The sequence below is a fragment of the Undibacterium sp. Di27W genome (assembly GCF_049340345.1).
Taxonomy (GTDB): Bacteria; Pseudomonadota; Gammaproteobacteria; order Burkholderiales; family Burkholderiaceae_D; genus Undibacterium.
Window position 1 is genome coordinate 394384 of the sequence record NZ_JBMPOS010000005.1, and the last position, 17689, is coordinate 412072.

Genomic DNA, 17689 nt, shown 5'->3' on the forward strand with positions numbered 1-17689 from the left:
GATTTTCATCTAGTCCCTTGAATCTGGTGCGGCTGGCAGGAATCGAACCCACGACCCCTTGGTTCGTAGCCAAGTACTCTATCCAGCTGAGCTACAGCCGCGAAAGACCAAGAGTATAGCACAGGCATTTTGATTTGATAAGCACCTGTGCCAAGTTTTTAGATTTCCACTTGCGAACCCACCTCTATCACCCTATTGCTCGGTATTTGATAAAAGTCAGCGGCATCACGGGCGATGCGCGACATGGCCACAAATACACTCTCGCGCCACATCGCCATACCGCTGCCTGGACTGGAAATAATGGTCTGGCGAGAAATGAAGTAAGAAGTCTCCATGGGTTCAAACGTCAGGCCATAAGGTTCACACAAGGCCAAGGCACCTGGAATATCCGGTTCGTTTTTAAAGCCGTAGAACACATCAATCTGGAAACAGGCATTGCCCAGATCAGTAACTCTGACGCGTTCTGACGTGGCTACCCAGGGGATTTCGCGGTTATGCAGAGTCAGGAAAATCACGCGCTCATGCAAAATCTTGTTGTGCGACAGATTATGCAACAAGGCATGCGGTACACCATCGGCCTCACCTCGCAAGAATACTGCCGTGCCTGACACTCTTATTGGTGCAGAGACAAACAGGGATTCAAGAAAGTCTTCCAGGGGAATCGCATGTTTTTTCAGATTATCAAAGACCAGTTCGCGACCACGCTTCCAGGTCATCATCAGGGTAAACATCACGACACCCAAGATCACTGGGAACCAGCCACCTATGCCATGGAATAATTTCAGCACGTTGGCAGAAAACAGTGAGATATCAATGAACAAGAAGAAGCCGGTGGCGAGGAAGCACAATATAAGATTGTATTTCCAGCCATAGCGAATAACGAAGAAGGTAAGCAGTGACGTCACCAACATGGTTCCTGTCACGGCAATACCGTAAGCAGATGCCAGGCTCGATGATGAACCAAACCCCACCACAGCTGCAACAACTGCAGCCAGCTGCAACCAATTGACTGCTGGTATGTAAATTTGCCCTATTTCTTTCGATGACGTATGGACAATCTCCATCCTAGGCATAATGCCAAGGGAAATCGCCTGCTTGGTCATGGAGAAAGTACCCGAGATCGTGGCTTGCGAAGCAATTACTGTCGCCACCGTGGATAAAATCACCAATGGGTAAATGCTCCATGCACCAAGTTGCTGGTAAAACGGATTGCCAGCGGCATCTGGATTGACCAGCAATAATGCCCCTTGCCCAAGATAATTTACGCCCAAAGAAGGGAAAACGATCATGAACCAGGCAGCACGAATTGGCTTGCTGCCAAAATGGCCCATATCTGCATACAGAGCTTCTGCGCCTGTAAATGCCAGCACAACAGCACCCAAAGCCAAAAATGCCAGCCCCTTGTTAAGGACCATGAAAGCTATAGCGTGCATAGGATTGAGCGCCCATAAAATGCCAGGCATTTTAGCGATGTTATAAATCCCCATACCGGCCAGCACTAAAAACCAGACGACCATGATGGGACCGAACCACTTGCCTATGCCTGCAGTGCCCTTGTATTGCACAGAATACAAAAGCAAAAGCACGACCAGCGTAATCGGTACTACATAAGGTGTGAATGCAGGCGTTGCCACTTCCAGCCCCTCAATTGCAGACAACACTGAAATTGCTGGAGTAATGACGCCGTCACCGTAAAACAGAGCAGCACCAAACAAGCCGAGTACGAGTAAGGTGAAATGTGATTTGGCAGATTTGCCAACAGATTCTAGCGCCAAAGCAGTCAGCGCCATGATACCGCCTTCACCACGATTATCAGCCCTTAGTATGAGGGTGACATATTTGACAGCAACGATAATGATCAATCCCCACAGTATCAGTGAGACGACGCCAAAGATATTCGCCTCATTGAGTGGTAGACCGTGTTCTTTTGAAAATACCTCTTTCATCGTGTAAAGAGGACTAGTACCTATATCGCCGTAGACGATGCCGACAGCAGCCAGGGTCAAGCCCGCGAGGCTGCTTTTTGTGTGTTGATTAGCCAATTGTGTACCTTGTTATTATTGGTGCATTGCACAATAGGTGAATTCGATTAGATTTTCAAGTAAGTGCAACAAAAAAAGGATGCTTGACAAGGATCAAATTCAAGCGTCGACTTTTCCTGATAATTCAATTTTTTTGACCTGCTATCATTTTAAATATTTGTGTTTTTGAAAATTCAAACTTGTAATGGTAAATCCAGATAAAAACTGGTCCCTGAACCCAGGCTGCTTTTGACGTTGAGTTGTCCATGCAAAATCGAGGTGGCAATGTTGTAGCAAATATTCAAGCCCAGACCGCTCCCCCCTTGTCCCAGTTTAGTCGTAAAAAAGGGATCGAAGATGCGTTTTTGATTGGCTTCAGGTATGCCCGCACCGTCATCACTGAACTCGATCAGGACGCGCTGTCCGTCTACTTGCGTGACATTGATGCACATATGGCCCACCTGCTTTTTATCAAAAGCATGCAAAAGGGAGTTTTCTACCAGGTTGCTGATCACCTGCCCCAAAGAACCAGGATAACTATCCATATGGATGTTATACGGCACATTGACTTCTATGCTGTGGCCAGTCTGGGTAATGCGTATATTCAGGGTGGCAATGATATCGTGCAAAACCTGGCGCAAATCAAAACTGCGCCTTTGCTCAGAGGTGCGGTCAACCGCAACCTGCTTGAAACTGCTGACCAGGGTAGCTGCGCTGCTGAGACCACGCATCAGTATTTCTGACGAAGTTTTGACTTCTTCGCAAAAATTATTCAAGTCTGAGCGGCGCAAAGTCTGACCAGCCAGTTTGCCTATCAGATAACGGCTGCCATCTTGCAAAGTGCTGGCCACCAGCAGGCAATTCCCTATGGGAGTATTGAGTTCATGCGCGACACCGGCAACCAGAGAACCCAGGGCAGCCAGCTTTTCCTGTGCCAGCAAATGTTCCTGAGTTTTTTGCAGGCGCAAATAGGCATCAGCATTACCCAGGGCGATAGCGCCATAGGCACATAGCGAGCGAAAAATCATCTTCTCTCTATCGCCATAGACATGCTGACGTGAGGACTGTATGGTCATGGCCCCCAATATTCTGTCGCCGATGATCAGCGGAGCAAACAACATGCTCTGCACCAGCTCCGTACCAGGAATCAAGGTTGGCAATAATTCATCTGCGGACGTGAGTTCGATGGCAATTTCACGACGCTCTCTGACGCAACGCACTGAGTTGGAAACTGCACTGGCCATGTATACCGTGTCGGGCTCTATAGGCACGCCGTTTTCTACGCCATAAGCAGATGTCATGCTTTGCTGATCGTCATCCATCAAGTAAATGACGAAGGCAGTGACATGCAGTAAATCATGCACATGCCGGTTCAGTGCTTTAAACACGGCGGGCGCATCCAGGCTGGCCGTGATCTCCTGGCCTATGGTACCCAGTTTTTCCAGCACGACGCTGGTTTGTTGCAAGACTTCGGCTCGCTGAGCTTCAGCAGCGGCCAATTGACGCAGATGCTCGCTCTCGGCTTTCATGCGCTCGGTTTGCTGACTGAGTTGCATGGCATTCAGACGATTGGCAGCTTCACGGTTATGGTTTTTTTCACGTGCAGTCAGGGCTAGCCCGGCAAACTCATACGCCCGCTGAAAATCATGCGCGGCAGCATAGGCATTCGCCACTTCTTCATAGAGTTCAGCCGGAACCGTAAAATTGCTGATGCGCCCGGCGATGTCCAGCGCCTGACGCAAGTAATGCAAGGAGGCGCTGATGGCCTGCATCTCGGCTGGTTCGGGCAAGCTATGGCGCATATGTAAGGCTGCCAACACGCGTAAAACTTCTATGTGTCGATAACTGTCTGTGCTCTGGCGCGCCAGTGTCAGCGCTTCCAGCGCAATATCCAATGCCGCCCTGGCCTGGCCCTGCATGGACAAGGCATTGGCATAACCACGGCGCGAACCTATGCGAAAATCCAGGTGATTTTTTTTATCAGCCCAGGAAATCAATTCATGGAAACTCGTCAAGGCAGTCGCATAATCGCCCATGTCGAGTGACAAATCACCAAGATAACGCAGGGCCAGCAAATGCGAGCGTGAGCCAACCACATTTACCAAGATGGGCAAGGCATTTTCCAGCATCTCCTTGGCGGCGTCGAGTCGGCCCAGCCTGCGCAAGGTCTCGGACATTTGTATGAGTCCACTGGCAATGCTATTGGGCCAGCCCGCAGTCCTGGCCAGATCCAGTCCTTCCTGTATCCACTGCAATGCAGACTGGTGATCACTCATGCTGTTGAAGGCATCGCCAACATTGCTGGCGACATTGATCATGCGCCGCTTTTGCCCATGGTTTTCAGCGAATTCAAATACCTGTATACCACGCGCAGCAGACTGCCCGAAATCGCTGGTCAGAGAATAGGTATAAATCAAAAATTCATTGATATAACTACGCATGACGGGATCATCACACTGGATTTCCGGGTTGCGACCGGCCCCCCAGCGCTCCAACGCAAAAGGCAGGTTACGCAAGACCATTTGATTTGCCAGCAAAGACTCAGCAACCGTCACACGCATATTATCTTGAGCCTTACGGGCAAACTGCATGGCCAGGCCAATTTGCACTTCAACTACCGGGATTTCCCCTTTTTGCAAACCTACGCAAGCGAGCAAATAATGGGCATCCGCTGCTGCTTTTGCGGCTTCGTCAGTTTCACAGTTTTCAGCCAACTGCAAGGCCAACTCGGACAACTGCCATGACTTGTCAAATTCGCCGTACAACCATGCCGCTTCAGCCCTGACTAAGACCAGCCTGGTACGCATGAGCTTGAATTGCTCACTACCAGAATTCGTGTCAAGATAAGCGGGATACAGTGTGCTCAGCAAATGCTCTGCAGCTTCAGCCAGATAGAGCGCACGGGAGGTGTCGCGCTGGCGTAAATGCCAAGCCAGGCGCAAATGCATATCCAGTAATTCCAGCCCCTGCAAACCAGGCAGTTCGCATTCCCATTGCTTGACTTCGTCATTCGTAACGAGCATTTCCATGGGATGAACAGTGTTATGGGTGGATGATTTTCAGATTCTGGATATTAGAGAAATAGTATCAGATCAATAGGAAATTTGAAGTTTATCCTGAGCTTATCCATCAATTACGCACTGCTTTTGAACAATATTTACAAAACGATGCCGTGAATGGAATAAAAAAACCCATGCACAATGTTTAAGCATGGGTTTATGATATTTCGCTAAAGCATTAGATTAAATTTTAGTTAACATTGACTCGCGTATAAGGCAAACTCACTCCTGTCTTTTAGCTACCAGGGTCAGAATATCGTAGGACGCCACCAGTTCATTATCCTGGTTAGTCACTTCCACATCCCAGGCCACCACACCCTGCCCCAAGCCTTTGGCATCTTTCTTTTGCCTGTCTATCTTGCGCTTGCAGGTCAGGCGTGCACGTATGGTGTCACCTATGCCTACTGGCTTAATGAAGCGCAGGGTATCGAGGCCATAGTTGGCCAGGACAGGGCCAGGTGCAGGAGACACAAATAAACCAGCAGCCGCTGACAATACGAAATAACCATGCGCGATACGCTTGCCGAAGGGGCTTTCCCTGGCAGCAATCTCATCAAAATGCATGTAGAAAAAATCGCCCGACAAACCACCGAAGGCAACGATATCGGCTTCGCTGACTGTGCGCCTGTGGGTCAGCAGAGACATACCTATCTGCAAATCTTCAAAATAACGGCGGAAAGGATGAATGTCAGATTCCAGCACAGCCGCACCACGCACATGTTCTGCCGTCACTGCAGACAGCATGGTAGGTGAGCCCTGGACAGCAGCCCTTTGCAGATAGTGTTTGACCGCGCGGCTGCCGCCCAGTTCTTCACCACCACCAGCACGGCCAGGGCCGCCATGCTTCAATTGCGGCAAGGGCGAACCATGGCCGGTTGATTCCGGTGCTGATTCTGCATTCAAGATCATGAGGCGACCATGCCGTGCTGCCATATGCGGTATCGCCATGGCAGCGATATGCGGGTCCTTGGTGACCAGGGTAGCTACCAGACTGCCACAACCCTTTGCAGCCAGCGCCAGGGCTTCTTGCATATCCTTGTAAGGCATCAGGGTGGTTACCGGACCGAAGGCTTCTATCTCGTGTACTGCTGAATTTTCCATAGGCTGGAGGCAGACGATCAGCGTCGGGGAGACGAAAGCCCCCTGCTCCAGTCCTTCACCCTGCAATTGCGCAGGCACAGTGCCACCGCAGATAATTTGATTGCCTGATGCCAGTTGCTCAATACTGGCAAGTACATCATGCTGCTGTGCGCGGCTGGCCAGCGGCCCCATGCGCACGCCTTCAAGACGTGGATCACCGACGATGGTTTTTTCCAGTCTGGCGCGGACTTTTTCTGCCACCACATCCAGTTGCGCAGCGGGCACCAAGGCCCTGCGTATGGCAGTACATTTTTGCCCGGCCTTGGCTGTCATTTCACGCACAACTTCTTTGACGTACAGATCCAGCTCTTCATCATCAACCGTGACATCCGGCCCGAGTATCGCGCAATTCAGTGAATCGGCTTCGGCATTGAAGGGGATAGCACGGCGCACGATATTTGGATGCACCTTCAGCTGCGCTGCCGTGGCTGCAGAACCGGTGAAGGTGACAACGTCAGTTTCTTCCAGCAAGTCGAGCAAGTTGCCAGTAGAACCGATGATCAGTTGCAAACTGCCCTCGGGCAGCAAGCCACTCGCATGAATTTGCCTGACCAGTGCCTCGGTCAGATACGATGTTGCAGTCGCCGGTTTGACTATGCAAGGCATGCCCGCCAAAAAGCTGGGCGCAAATTTTTCCAGTAAACCCCAGACTGGAAAATTGAAGGCATTGATATGCACTGCCACCCCCTGACGCGGCACAAGAATGTGCGTGCCAGAAAAATGTCCTTGCTTACCCAAAGGCATGGCGGGGCCCTCATGCACAACATTCCCGGACGGAAATTCATTCGTGCCTATGCTGGCATAGGCAAATACGGTACCTGCACCACCTTCTATATCTATCCAGCTATCGCTACGGGTTGCGCCGGTGTGGGATGAAATAGCGTATAGCTCTTCCTTGTGTTCAGTCAGGTATTTGGCCAGAGTGCGCAAGATGGCGGCACGTTGCTGAAAGTCCAGCGCCAGCAAATTTTTCAGGCCAGTCTGCCTTGCATAAGCCAGCGCTGCGCCAAAGTCCAGGGCTTCGGCATGGCTGGCGTAAATCGCACTGCCATCAATGGCGCTATACAAGACTTGTTGCGCTTCTGTACCTGTCCATACACCGGCTATCCAGCTTTGCAAAATTTTCATGGGCTACTCTTTATTTAAAAGATCAATGACTCAAGACTTGGTGCCATAAATTGGCAAGCCTGCTGCCAGCGCAATACGCGGGCGGTTTTCTTCTACGGCAGTCAGCGCTTCCACTTCCTGCATGCTGGCGAGTGAGCGTCTGGTGAGTGCATGGTATTGCGCCGTGCCTTCGGTCTTCCAGGCGATTTCTTCATCACGCAAGGCACGCGCAATGCGTGCCGGTGCGCCCATGACCAGGCTGCGTGGCGGCACGTCCATACCGGCCTTGACAAAGGACATGGCAGCAACGATCGAAGATTCACCAATAACTGCCTTGTCCATGATCACGGCATTCATACCTACCATGGCGTTTTTACCTATGCGGCAGCCATGCAATACCGCGCCATGGCCGATATGCCCATCCAGCTCTACCACGGTGTCGCTATCGGGGAAACCATGGATGACACAGGTATCCTGCACATTCGCACCTTCTTCGAGAACAATGCGGCCAAAGTCACCACGCAAGCTGGCAGATGGGCCTATATAACAGCCAGGCCCGACGATCACATCGCCTATCAGCGTGGCGCTGGGATGTATATAGGCGCTGGGGTGCACCACAGGTATCAGGCCATCGATTGCATATATAGTCATGCCGCTTCCTTAACTTCAGGCCCGTTCTATGATGAGGGCAATACCCTGCCCTACGCCTATGCACATGGTACACAGGGCGTAACGGCCATTGATACGTTCCAGCTGATTCAGTGCTGTAGTGACCAGGCGCGCACCAGATGCGCCCAGTGGATGGCCTATCGCTATCGCTCCACCATTTGGATTAACATGTGCTGCATCATCCGCCAGGCCAAGGTCACGCGTGACTGCCAGACCCTGTGCCGCAAAGGCTTCATTAAGTTCTATGACATCCATCTGCTCCAGATTCAAACCTGTCTGCGCCAGCAGTTTACGGGTTGCTGGTGAAGGGCCAAAGCCCATGATGCGTGGAGCCAGGCCAGCTGTCGCCATACCCACGATACGGGCACGTGGTGTCAGGCCATGCTGTTTTACTGCCGCATCGGATGCCAGCAACAAGGCGCAGGCGCCGTCGTTGACGCCGGATGCATTGCCAGCAGTGACTGTACCATCTGGCTTGACCACGCCTTTCAGACGGGTCAGCATGGCGATATCTGTATCTGGACGTGGGTGTTCATCGGTAGTGAACAAAATGGCGTCACCCTTTTTTTGCGGGATACTGACGGGGATAATTTCTCCGGCAAAAAAACCGGCAGCGTGGGCAGCGGCCCAGCGTTGCTGGCTGCGCAGGGCAAAGGCATCCTGGTCAGCACGATTAATGCCAAATTGTTCGGCCACGTTTTCTGCGGTTTCCGGCATGGAATCTATGCCGTATTTTGCCTTCATCAAGGCATTCACAAAACGCCAGCCTATGGTGGTATCTTCTATTTTAGCTGCACGTGAAAAAGCACTGTCGGCCTTAGCCATGACAAAGGGTGCACGCGTCATGCTCTCTACACCACCAGCGATGATCAGCGAGGCTTCACCTGACTTGATGGCACGCCCGCCTATGCCTATGGCATCCAGACTGGAACCACACAGCCGGTTGATGGTATTGGCGGGCACGTCTACCGGCAAGCCTGCCAACAGTGCAGCCATGCGACCGACATTGCGGTTATCTTCGCCGGCCTGGTTGGCACAACCATAATACACATCATCAACCATTTTCCAGTCTACGCTGGCATTGCGTTCTATCAATGCCTTGATCGGCAAGGCCGCCAGGTCATCAGTACGTATGCTGGCCATGGCACCACCGTAGCGGGCGAATGGAGTCCTGACTGCATCGCATATCCATGCTTCCATATTTTTGTCTTCCTTTTATTTTATTTACTTTGAATGCTCAAGTCTTTGGGCGATTATCCACTACACGCCTGGCTTTGCCGACCATGGTGCGTTCTATGCTATTGGCTGGCAATATGCTGACATGACAACTGACGCCAATAAAGGTTTTGATATGATGTTCAAGCTGCTGCTGCAATTGCTGCACGTCCTGCTCTGACAAAGTACCTGATACTTCAGGCCGTAGTTCTGCCACGATAGCTAGCTTGTCCATATGAGCTTCACGCGTCACCACCAGTTGATATTGCGGTGCCAGTTGCGGGTGCTTGAGTATCAGTTCTTCGACTTGCGTGGGAAATAAATTCACACCACGGATGATGAGCATGTCGTCAGAGCGGCCAGTGATCTTGCCCATGCGGCGCATAGATCTTGAAGTCGGTGGCAGTAAGCGTGTCAGGTCGCGGGTACGATAGCGTATGACGGGAAAAGCTTCCTTGCTCAGTGAGGTAAATACCAGTTCGCCTTCTTCGCCATCGGGCAAGACTTCGCCAGTTTCAGGATTGATGATCTCTGGATAAAAATGGTCTTCCCAGATCACTGGGCCATCTTTGCTTTCTAAGCATTCACTGGCGACGCCTGGCCCCATGACTTCTGACAAACCATAGATATCAACGGCATCAATACCGGCACGCATTTCGATTTCACCGCGCATGGCATCTGTCCATGGTTCGGCACCAAAGATCCCTATCCGCAGGGAGGTATTGGCGGCATCTATGCCCTGGCGCGTCAGTTCTTCTATGATATTGAGCATGTAAGAAGGCGTGACCATGATAATGGATGGTTGAAAATCCTGTATCAGTTGCACCTGTTTTTCTGTCTGGCCACCAGACATGGGGATGACAGTACAACCGAGGCGCTCTGCGCCATAATGCGCACCCAGGCCACCGGTGAACAGGCCATAACCATAAGAGACTTGCACGATATCACCAGTACGGCCACCAGCAGCACGGATAGAGCGTGCCACCAGGCCTGCCCAATGATCAATATCTTTTTGCGTATAACCAACCACCGTCGGTTTACCTGTGGTGCCGCTGGATGCATGCACCCTCACCACTTTTTCACGTGGTACGGCAAACATGCCGAAGGGATAGTTGTCGCGTAAATCCTTCTTGCCAGTGAAAGGAAACTTCGCCAGATCAGCCAGGGTTTTCAAATCATCAGGGTGTACGCCCGCTGCATCAAAACTGCTGCGGTAATGCGGGACGTTGTTATAGACGTGTTGCAAGGTCCATTTCAGGCGCTGCAATTGCAGCGCCTGGAGTTCATCCTGGCTTGCCGTTTCTATTGCATCCAGACCCGCAGTTTTTTTTACGTGTGTTTTTCTGTCTGTGTTGTCTGCCATGTTTTGTCTCCCGCTCACTTATCCTGATTTCTTTTCTATGATTGATGGATAAACACAAGTTCAATTTGGAATTGCGTTTCCCTGCAATACCAGACCCGGTACAACTTCCGCATTCAGTTTATGCGACTTGCCACGGAACAGCGCGATCAATTGGCCATGCTGATTAGTCAGACGCGTATCGTAAATGCCGGTGCGGCCAGTCAGTGATTGCTCTGTCGCCGTCGCCGTAATGACATCACCTTCGCGCCCTGGTGACAGAAATTCTATGCTGCAGCCGGCAGCAACAGTCACCTGATTGCGGCTATTGCAGGCAAAGGCAAAAGCGCTGTCAGCCAGAGTAAACAAATAACCGCCGTGGCAGGTCTTATGCCCGTTCAGCATGTCAGGCCTGATCAACATGCTGAGTGTTGCTGTCCCTTCAGCTACATGCACTATCTGCATGTCCAGGCCACGCGTTGCGGCATCGCTGGCGAACATGGCAGCAGCAGTGAGTTCTGCCATGTCCTGGCTGTCTTTGACAAATTGCGTGGTTGCTGTGCTCATCTACGTTTTTTCCTCAGGCAGATCAAACTTACTTGCCAACAAACTTTGGTGTGCGCTTCTCAATAAACGCCGCGACGCCTTCGCGATAATCCTGGCTTTGCCCCAGTTCACGCATCATATTGGTTTCCAGTACCAATTGCTGCTCCAAAGTATTTTGGGGACTAGCATAGATTGCCTGCTTGGTAAAAGCCAGACCCTTGGTTGGAGCAGATGCAAAATGCGTGGCCATAGCCATGGCTTCGGCCTGCAATTGATCATCATCCACACACTTCCAGATCAAACCCCATTGCTCTGCCTGCTCCGCACTGATTTTGCCGCCCAGCATGGCTGCACCCATGGCTCTGGCAGTACCCAAAGCACGTGGCAGGAAATAAGTGCCGCCGGTATCAGGTATCAGGCCCAGCTTGCAAAACACTTCAACAAAACTGGCTGAACGTGCTGCCAATACGATGTCGCATGCCAGCGGCAGGTTGGCACCAGCACCAGCTGCTACACCATTCACTGCGCAAATAACCGGGATGGACAAGGCCCGCAAGGCAAGTACCAAAGGTGCATAATATTTTTCTACGGATGCACCCAGGTCAGGTGGCGCACCATCTGCCGCATTGTCTCCCTTCACGGCGCGATCAGATAAATCCTGGCCCGCACAAAAGCCGCGCCCGGCACCGGTTAATACCATGACGCGTACCGAAGCGTCAGCCCGCAATTTTTCTAGTGCATCCTGTATTTCCAGATGCATGGCGACGTTGAAACTATTGAGTTTTTCAGGACGGTTCAGGGTCAGGTGGGCAATGCCGTCACTGATGTGAAACAGGATGTGGGAATAGTCCATTCAATTCTCGCTATCAAAATCCAGTGTCAGAGTATCGCTGACCGGGAAGCTCTGGCAGGTCAGCACGAATCCGCGTGCCACTTCATAATCTTCCAGGGCATAATTCCTGTCCATATCGACCTTGCCTTCCACCACTTTGGAGCGGCAGGTAGAACACACACCACCCTTGCAGGAATAACGCATATCATGCCCCAGCTTCAGGGCGGCATCCAGCACAGACTCCTTGTCTTTTTCCATGTCGAAATGCGTGTGATGACCATCCATGATAATCGTCACGGCACAGGATGATTTACCTGGCAAAGGCTGGGCGCTGGCGACATGCCGGTGCGCCGGTATGCTGGCAGCAAACAACTCAACCTTGATCTGCTCTTTGGACATCCCGCGCTGTTGCAGGGCCGCGCTGACGGCATGCATCATTCCTTCCGGCCCACAGATGAAGGCGGCATCCATGTCTTCTATGCGTATCCATTGATCAAATAAATTCAGGCATTTTTCAGCGGTGATGCGACCATTGAACAAGTCTATATCCTGCTGCTCGCGGCTCATGATGTAGACCAGGTTCAGGCGTTGCAGATAGCTGTCTTTCAGTGCCGCCAGTTCTTCCTTGAACATGACTGTCGATGATGCCCGGTTGCCATACACCAGGGTGAATTTGCTGCACGGTTCTGCCTGCAACGTAGTCTTGATGATGGATAGCAAAGGCGTAATGCCGCTGCCAGCTGCAAATGCGAGATAATGTTTTTCATGTTCAGCAGTCAGCGACAGATTGAAATGCCCCATGGCAGGCATGACTTCGATCTCCATACCAGGGCGCAAGCTATCATGCACCCAGCTGGAAAATACGCCGCCCTGTACGCGCTTGACGGCAACCTGCAACTGCCCATCCTGCACAGCAGAACAAATAGAGTACGAGCGCCGCACATCTTCACCTGCTATCTTTGCGCGCAAGGTCAGGTGCTGCCCTTCGCGGTAGGCAAACTGCGCCTGCAAATCGGCTGGAACGGCAAAGTTCAAGACTACGGCATCACGGGTTTCTGGCCGTATCTGGCTGACTGTCAGCGGGTAAAATTTGCTCATGTATTGTCGTCTCCTTTTATTTTTCTTATGCGCTCAGTGCGGTTTGAAGTAATCAAAGGGTTCCAGGCAAGCCTTGCATTTATACAGGGCCTTGCAGGCCGTTGATCCAAACTGGCTGACCAATTGAGTATCTGCAGAACCACATTGCGGGCAAGCGATGGCTGGCTGTACTTCGCGATAACGCTGGATGGAGGAAATATCCACAACCTGTTGCTGTGGCGGTGCGATGCCATAGCCGCTGAGCTTTTGCTTGCCAGCTTCAGTCATCCAGTCGGTACTCCAGGCGGGAGATAATTGATAAACAATGCTGGGTGGCTTGATGCCATACGCCTGTAATGTCTTGCCTATCTCTTCTGCAATCACATCCATGGCCGGGCAACCGGAATAAGTGGGCGTAATCGTGATGACACATTCGCCTCCCTGCCATTCAACTGCACGGATAATGCCCAGGTCCGTTACTGAAATGACTGGAATTTCAGGGTCACTGACCTCACCCAGCCATTGCCAGATCTGAGCGGCACTCGCAACTGGCGTATCAGTTGATGAGACTACCATTGCGCCCCCGGATAGGCCCGCTGCAGGAACTGCATTTCTGCCAGCAGGTAACCCATGTGTTCAGTATGCACACCTTGCTTGCCGCCCTTTTGCATCCAGCTATTGGCATCCGGCAGCCGCAAGGTGGCGGCATGCATGACATCGGCCAGATGGGTATCCCAGGCGACTTTCAACTCGGAGGGCAATGGGGCTAAGCCTGACGCGTGCATGGCGATATCAAGCTCATCGTCCATGAACATTTCGCCAGTGAAGCGCCACAATTCTTCCAGAGCGGCCTGCATCATTTGCTGGCTCAATGCAGTACCATCACCAAGACGTACCACCAGGTCGCTACTGCGACGCAAATGGTAAGTGACTTCTTTCAGTGATTTTTCTGCGATGGCAGCAATCTGCTGATCAGTGGACTGTTTCAGTGCCTGCAGATAATGGTAATGCCAGGTATCAAATAAAAATTGCCGCATCAGGGTATCGGCATAAGTGCCGTTCGGCTGTTCGAGCAATAAAAAATTGTGAAAGTCGTGGGCATCACGCAAGAACGCCAGATCATCTTCTGTACGGTCCTTGCCTTCCAGTTCTGTCGCATAGGCGTACCACAATCTCGCCTGGCCTATTAGGTCAAGAGCAACATTGGTCAATGCCATGTCTTCTTCCAGCGCAGGCCCTTTGCCACACCATTGCGACAGGCGCTGGCTGAGTATCATGACATGGTCTGCCAGACGCAAAACATGATTGAACTTATCCTCCGACATCTCAGTTCTCCAGAATTATTTAGCTATGATGTGTAGACAGAGTTTAATTACAGATTCTTGACTTCATCGGGCATGGGGAAGAAGGTTGGATGACGATATACCTTGCTGTTCGATGGTTCAAACAGGGCTTCTTTATCGCCGGGGCTGCTGGCAGAAATATCACCGGCTCTCACCACCCAGATGCTGACGCCTTCATTGCGGCGCGTATAGACATCACGCGCATGGTTGATCGCCATTTCTGCATCCGGTGCATGCAGGCTGCCTACATGCTTGTGCGCCAGGCCGTGCTGGCTGCGGATGAATACTTCCCATAAGGGCCATTCTTTGCTCATGATCTGTCTCCTGCTCTCTTATTTCTTCTTATGTACTTTTTTATGCGCTTCTTTTATTTTCTCGCTGCTTATCTGCATGCGCCTGCAAGGCATCACGGAACCATGCACCATCGTCATACGCCTTGACGCGGGTACGCAGGCGTTCACGGTTACAGGGGCCATTGCCTTTCAAGACCTGGTAAAACTCTTCCCAGTTGATTTCACCAAAATCATAATGGCCGCGTTCTTCATTCCATTTGATGGCCGGATCAGGCAATTGTAGACCCAGGTATTCTATCTGCGGCACCGTCTGGTCTACCATGCGCTGGCGCAATTCATCATTGGAAAAAAGCTTGATACGCCACTGAGCGGATTGGGCACTATTCACCGATGCAGCATCAGAGGGGCCAAACATCATCAGCGCTGGCCACCAGTAACGATTCAATGCATCTTGCGCCATGGCTTTTTGTTCTGTGGTGCCGCGGCACAGTGTCATCATGATGTCGTAGCCCTGGCGCGCATGGAAGGATTCTTCCTTGCAAACACGTATCATGGCGCGTGAATACGGGCCGTAAGAACAACGGCACAAAGGTATCTGGTTGATGATGGCTGAGCCATCAACCAGCCAGCCTATTGCTCCCATATCCGCCCAACTGAGGGTTGGGTAATTGAAGATGCTAGAATACTTGGCTTTACCGGAATGCAAGTCGGCCAGCAATTCATCGCGTGACACACCCAGAGTTTCGGCAGCGCTGTAAAGGTACAGACCGTGCCCTGCCTCATCCTGGATTTTTGCCAGCAAGATGGCTTTGCGTTTTAAAGTAGGTGCGCGCGTGACCCAGTTGCCTTCGGGCAGTTGACCAACGATTTCGGAATGCGCATGCTGGGAGATTTGCCGTATCAGGGTTTTTCTATAGGCGTCTGGCATCCAGTCTTTGGCTTCAATACGGATACCAGCGTCGATACGTTCCTGGAAAGCACGCTCGGCATCGCTCAACTCTTCTGCAGTTTTGAGTTTGCTCAAGCCGGTCTCGACTAATTGTGCATACATGAAACACTCCTAGGCATCTGAAGATACGAACATGGAAGATTGATCTGCGTCAAACAATTATATGATACAGTTTTTATTGACGTTGAAGTTTTTTTGTATCATTTTGATTTTTTACCAGGATTTTCACCCTTGATGAGCTACACAATAGGTAAAATCTAAACAACAACAAATATACATACTCGCACAGCCGCATGCAGACTAGCACTGCCATCCAAACCTGGATAGACCAACAACTCATCAATAATCCGCCACGGGCAAAGTCCCTGGTGATGACGGTATTTGGCGATGCCATTGCCCCGCATGGCGGTACGATATGGCTAGGTAGTTTAATCTCATTAATGAGTCATTTTGACATTAATGACAGATTAGTACGCACCAGTGTGTTCAGGCTGGCCGAAGAAGGCTGGCTGGAAGCAAAGCGGGATGGGCGGCGCAGCACATATCAATTGGCGACAGCTAGCTATGCCAGGTTCCAGCATGCTTATAAGCGGGTATACGTGCCCCATACTGGCAAGTGGGATCATTACTGGACACTGGTCATCATGAGCGGTGACGATGCATCAACGGGCAATAAAGCCAGTCTGAAAAAAGAATTGCTGTGGGAAGGTTTTCGCATGATCAATGCCGGGGTATTTGCCCATCCCCAGGCAGATACTGCCGCCTTACAGAATGTGCTTGGGCGCAACGGCTTTGCTGGATTATGCACAGTATGTCGTACCAGCGATTTGAATTTGCCCAATGCCCGCCCGCTACCATCCTTGATTGCCAGCCACTGGCAACTCGATGAAGTGAATATCGCCTACAAGAATTTTATTGAAGTATTCTCACCTCTAAAAAAACTGGTACAAGGACAGCATCTTCCTGAACATGCTGCTTTTGTTATTCGTAGCCTGTTGATACACAGCTTTCGACGCACTCAATTGCATGACCCTAATTTGCCCCCGGCACTTCGTCCTGCTGGCTGGCTAGGTGACGAGGCATACCGACTTTGCCGCGACCTGTACCAGGCTTGCTTCAGACCAGCTGAAGACTTACTGAGCCAGGCACTGGATCCTGAGCACAGCAAAAAAAATGGGCTTAGTTTGCAGGAAAGGTTTGGCGGCTTGTTTTAAGAGCTGAGCCAGCAATTCTGCTCTCCGGCTTTTGTAATGCTGAAGGCTGAGTATTCATCTTAAAATCTCAAGGCCTCTCGACATAGCGAATGGAAGATTGCTTGTACACGGATTTGTACGTGCAAGTTTTTATCCTTTAAGACCTCACAGAGAAAGGAAAGGCTACTTGTAAGCAGCCTTCGTTACGCAGGTGAACGGCATGCCGCACTACGCATGCCGTTCAACTTCCCTGCTATATTAGTTTTTGCGCCCATCTCATCAAATCCAACATCGCTGTGATCCACGAACGCCACTAGGCTCCTGCCTGCGCAGGAGCGACGATGCGAAGGTTTTGCGTTGAAATACGCACGCATGCGGACGCAAAGATTTGAACGCAGCATCACCGATCGTACTGTCAATGCTGGTAGCCAGCCGTCCAGGTCATAAGAGAATGAGCCCCACAACCGTCGCTCCAGCGCAGGCTGGAGCCTAGCGTCGTTGGTTGATCGTCCGTGTTGTGTGATCGAGACCGCACTTGATCGATGAAACGGTGGTGCGCAAAGCGCACCCTACTTTGTCGAATTGAAGACCAGGCTCTTAAAAACCATGTCCAGGATTGAAATCAAAGCCAAAGCCACAGAGTCAAAGCAGAGATGTCTCATGTTTTTGCTGTTCTTTTGTTTTTCTTGTCTTTCTCAGTGCGACTCTGTGTCTCAGTGCCTCTGTGTTGAGAGGTCTTGACCTTGATTTTGATCTTGTTTTTGTGTGATTTTTCCGTGCGCGCAAAAGCAAAACCCCCACTCAATTAAATGAGCGGGGGTCTGCAGAATAAAAGCCTGACGATAACCTACTTTCACACTGGTTGCAGCACTATCATTGGCGCGTAATCGTTTCACGGTCCTGTTC

Annotated in this window: 15 protein-coding genes and 1 tRNA gene; 1 reads left to right on the forward strand and 15 read right to left on the reverse strand. The window is 51.1% G+C overall.

Going from position 1 to position 17689, the window contains the following annotated elements:
- Nucleotides 1-24: 24 nt before the first annotated feature.
- The 14 genes from ACO0LF_RS13405 to paaA all read right to left on the reverse strand — a co-directional run bounded on the left by ACO0LF_RS13405 (nt 25) and on the right by paaA (nt 15692).
- Nucleotides 25-101: transfer RNA gene (locus tag ACO0LF_RS13405), tRNA-Arg, on the reverse strand.
- Nucleotides 102-158: 57 nt separating this feature from the next.
- Nucleotides 159-2042, reverse strand: a complete 1884-nt coding sequence (locus ACO0LF_RS13410) for a potassium transporter Kup (RefSeq protein ID WP_423014636.1) — start codon at nt 2040-2042, stop codon at nt 159-161.
- A gap of 173 nt (nt 2043-2215) precedes the next feature.
- Nucleotides 2216-5050: an ATP-binding protein gene (locus ACO0LF_RS13415; RefSeq protein WP_423014638.1), complete on the reverse strand. Its 2835-nt coding sequence runs from the start codon at nt 5048-5050 to the stop codon at nt 2216-2218.
- A 252-nt stretch (nt 5051-5302) separates the two neighbouring features.
- Entirely contained in the window at nt 5303-7348 is a 2046-nt protein-coding gene (gene paaZ, locus ACO0LF_RS13420) for a phenylacetic acid degradation bifunctional protein PaaZ (protein WP_423014640.1), read from the reverse strand.
- A 30-nt stretch (nt 7349-7378) separates the two neighbouring features.
- Nucleotides 7379-7978, reverse strand: coding sequence for a phenylacetic acid degradation protein PaaY (locus ACO0LF_RS13425; protein WP_423014642.1), 600 nt, complete (start codon nt 7976-7978; stop codon nt 7379-7381).
- A 15-nt stretch (nt 7979-7993) separates the two neighbouring features.
- Nucleotides 7994-9196 carry a 3-oxoadipyl-CoA thiolase gene (gene pcaF, locus ACO0LF_RS13430; RefSeq protein ID WP_423014644.1) on the reverse strand — a complete coding sequence of 401 codons (1203 nt, stop codon included), beginning with the start codon at nt 9194-9196 and terminating at the stop codon, nt 7994-7996.
- A 37-nt stretch (nt 9197-9233) separates the two neighbouring features.
- Nucleotides 9234-10574, reverse strand: coding sequence for a phenylacetate--CoA ligase PaaK (gene paaK / locus ACO0LF_RS13435; RefSeq protein WP_423014646.1), 1341 nt, complete (start codon nt 10572-10574; stop codon nt 9234-9236).
- A gap of 60 nt (nt 10575-10634) precedes the next feature.
- Nucleotides 10635-11117, reverse strand: coding sequence for a hydroxyphenylacetyl-CoA thioesterase PaaI (paaI, locus tag ACO0LF_RS13440; RefSeq protein WP_423014648.1), 483 nt, complete (start codon nt 11115-11117; stop codon nt 10635-10637).
- A gap of 28 nt (nt 11118-11145) precedes the next feature.
- Nucleotides 11146-11949 (reverse strand): 2-(1,2-epoxy-1,2-dihydrophenyl)acetyl-CoA isomerase PaaG, encoded by an 804-nt coding sequence (gene paaG / locus ACO0LF_RS13445; RefSeq protein ID WP_423014650.1) that lies wholly within the window; start codon nt 11947-11949, stop codon nt 11146-11148.
- Nucleotides 11950-13026, reverse strand: coding sequence for a 1,2-phenylacetyl-CoA epoxidase subunit PaaE (gene paaE / locus ACO0LF_RS13450; protein WP_423014652.1), 1077 nt, complete (start codon nt 13024-13026; stop codon nt 11950-11952).
- A gap of 33 nt (nt 13027-13059) precedes the next feature.
- Nucleotides 13060-13581 (reverse strand): 1,2-phenylacetyl-CoA epoxidase subunit PaaD, encoded by a 522-nt coding sequence (gene paaD, locus ACO0LF_RS13455; RefSeq protein WP_423008485.1) that lies wholly within the window; start codon nt 13579-13581, stop codon nt 13060-13062.
- The gene (gene paaC, locus ACO0LF_RS13460) at nt 13575-14330 is read right to left on the reverse strand and encodes a 1,2-phenylacetyl-CoA epoxidase subunit PaaC (RefSeq protein WP_423014654.1); all 756 of its coding nucleotides are present in this window, start codon (nt 14328-14330) and stop codon (nt 13575-13577) included. Before paaC ends, paaD begins: the two co-directional genes overlap by 7 nt.
- A 47-nt stretch (nt 14331-14377) precedes the next feature.
- Nucleotides 14378-14662, reverse strand: coding sequence for a 1,2-phenylacetyl-CoA epoxidase subunit PaaB (paaB, locus tag ACO0LF_RS13465; RefSeq protein ID WP_423014656.1), 285 nt, complete (start codon nt 14660-14662; stop codon nt 14378-14380).
- Nucleotides 14663-14702: 40 nt separating this feature from the next.
- Entirely contained in the window at nt 14703-15692 is a 990-nt protein-coding gene (gene paaA / locus ACO0LF_RS13470; RefSeq protein WP_423014658.1) for a 1,2-phenylacetyl-CoA epoxidase subunit PaaA, read from the reverse strand.
- 191 nt (nt 15693-15883) lie between these two features.
- Here paaA and paaX point away from each other — a divergent pair, with 191 nt between their 5' ends.
- Nucleotides 15884-16804, forward strand: a complete 921-nt coding sequence (gene paaX / locus ACO0LF_RS13475) for a phenylacetic acid degradation operon negative regulatory protein PaaX (protein WP_423014660.1) — start codon at nt 15884-15886, stop codon at nt 16802-16804.
- Nucleotides 16805-17496: 692 nt separating this feature from the next.
- On the opposite strand, the gene ACO0LF_RS13480 is transcribed toward paaX, so the two are convergent.
- Nucleotides 17497-17689: hypothetical protein (locus ACO0LF_RS13480; RefSeq protein WP_423014662.1), on the reverse strand; the 193-nt coding region annotated here is incomplete at its 5' end.

Excerpts from the sequence above, each read along its gene's own strand:
- ACO0LF_RS13415 (WP_423014638.1), bottom strand. The coding sequence starts at position 5,050 with ATGGAAATGCTCGTTACGAATGACGAAGTCAAGCAATGGGAATGCGAA.
- paaZ (WP_423014640.1), bottom strand. The coding sequence starts at position 7,348 with ATGAAAATTTTGCAAAGCTGGATAGCCGGTGTATGGACAGGTACAGAA.
- ACO0LF_RS13425 (WP_423014642.1), bottom strand. The coding sequence starts at position 7,978 with ATGACTATATATGCAATCGATGGCCTGATACCTGTGGTGCACCCCAGC.
- pcaF (WP_423014644.1), bottom strand. The coding sequence starts at position 9,196 with ATGGAAGCATGGATATGCGATGCAGTCAGGACTCCATTCGCCCGCTAC.
- paaK (WP_423014646.1), bottom strand. The coding sequence starts at position 10,574 with ATGGCAGACAACACAGACAGAAAAACACACGTAAAAAAAACTGCGGGT.
- paaI (WP_423014648.1), bottom strand. The coding sequence starts at position 11,117 with ATGAGCACAGCAACCACGCAATTTGTCAAAGACAGCCAGGACATGGCA.
- paaG (WP_423014650.1), bottom strand. The coding sequence starts at position 11,949 with ATGGACTATTCCCACATCCTGTTTCACATCAGTGACGGCATTGCCCAC.
- paaE (WP_423014652.1), bottom strand. The coding sequence starts at position 13,026 with ATGAGCAAATTTTACCCGCTGACAGTCAGCCAGATACGGCCAGAAACC.
- paaD (WP_423008485.1), bottom strand. The coding sequence starts at position 13,581 with ATGGTAGTCTCATCAACTGATACGCCAGTTGCGAGTGCCGCTCAGATC.
- paaC (WP_423014654.1), bottom strand. The coding sequence starts at position 14,330 with ATGTCGGAGGATAAGTTCAATCATGTTTTGCGTCTGGCAGACCATGTC.
- paaB (WP_423014656.1), bottom strand. The coding sequence starts at position 14,662 with ATGAGCAAAGAATGGCCCTTATGGGAAGTATTCATCCGCAGCCAGCAC.
- paaA (WP_423014658.1), bottom strand. The coding sequence starts at position 15,692 with ATGTATGCACAATTAGTCGAGACCGGCTTGAGCAAACTCAAAACTGCA.
- paaX (WP_423014660.1), top strand. The coding sequence starts at position 15,884 with ATGCAGACTAGCACTGCCATCCAAACCTGGATAGACCAACAACTCATC.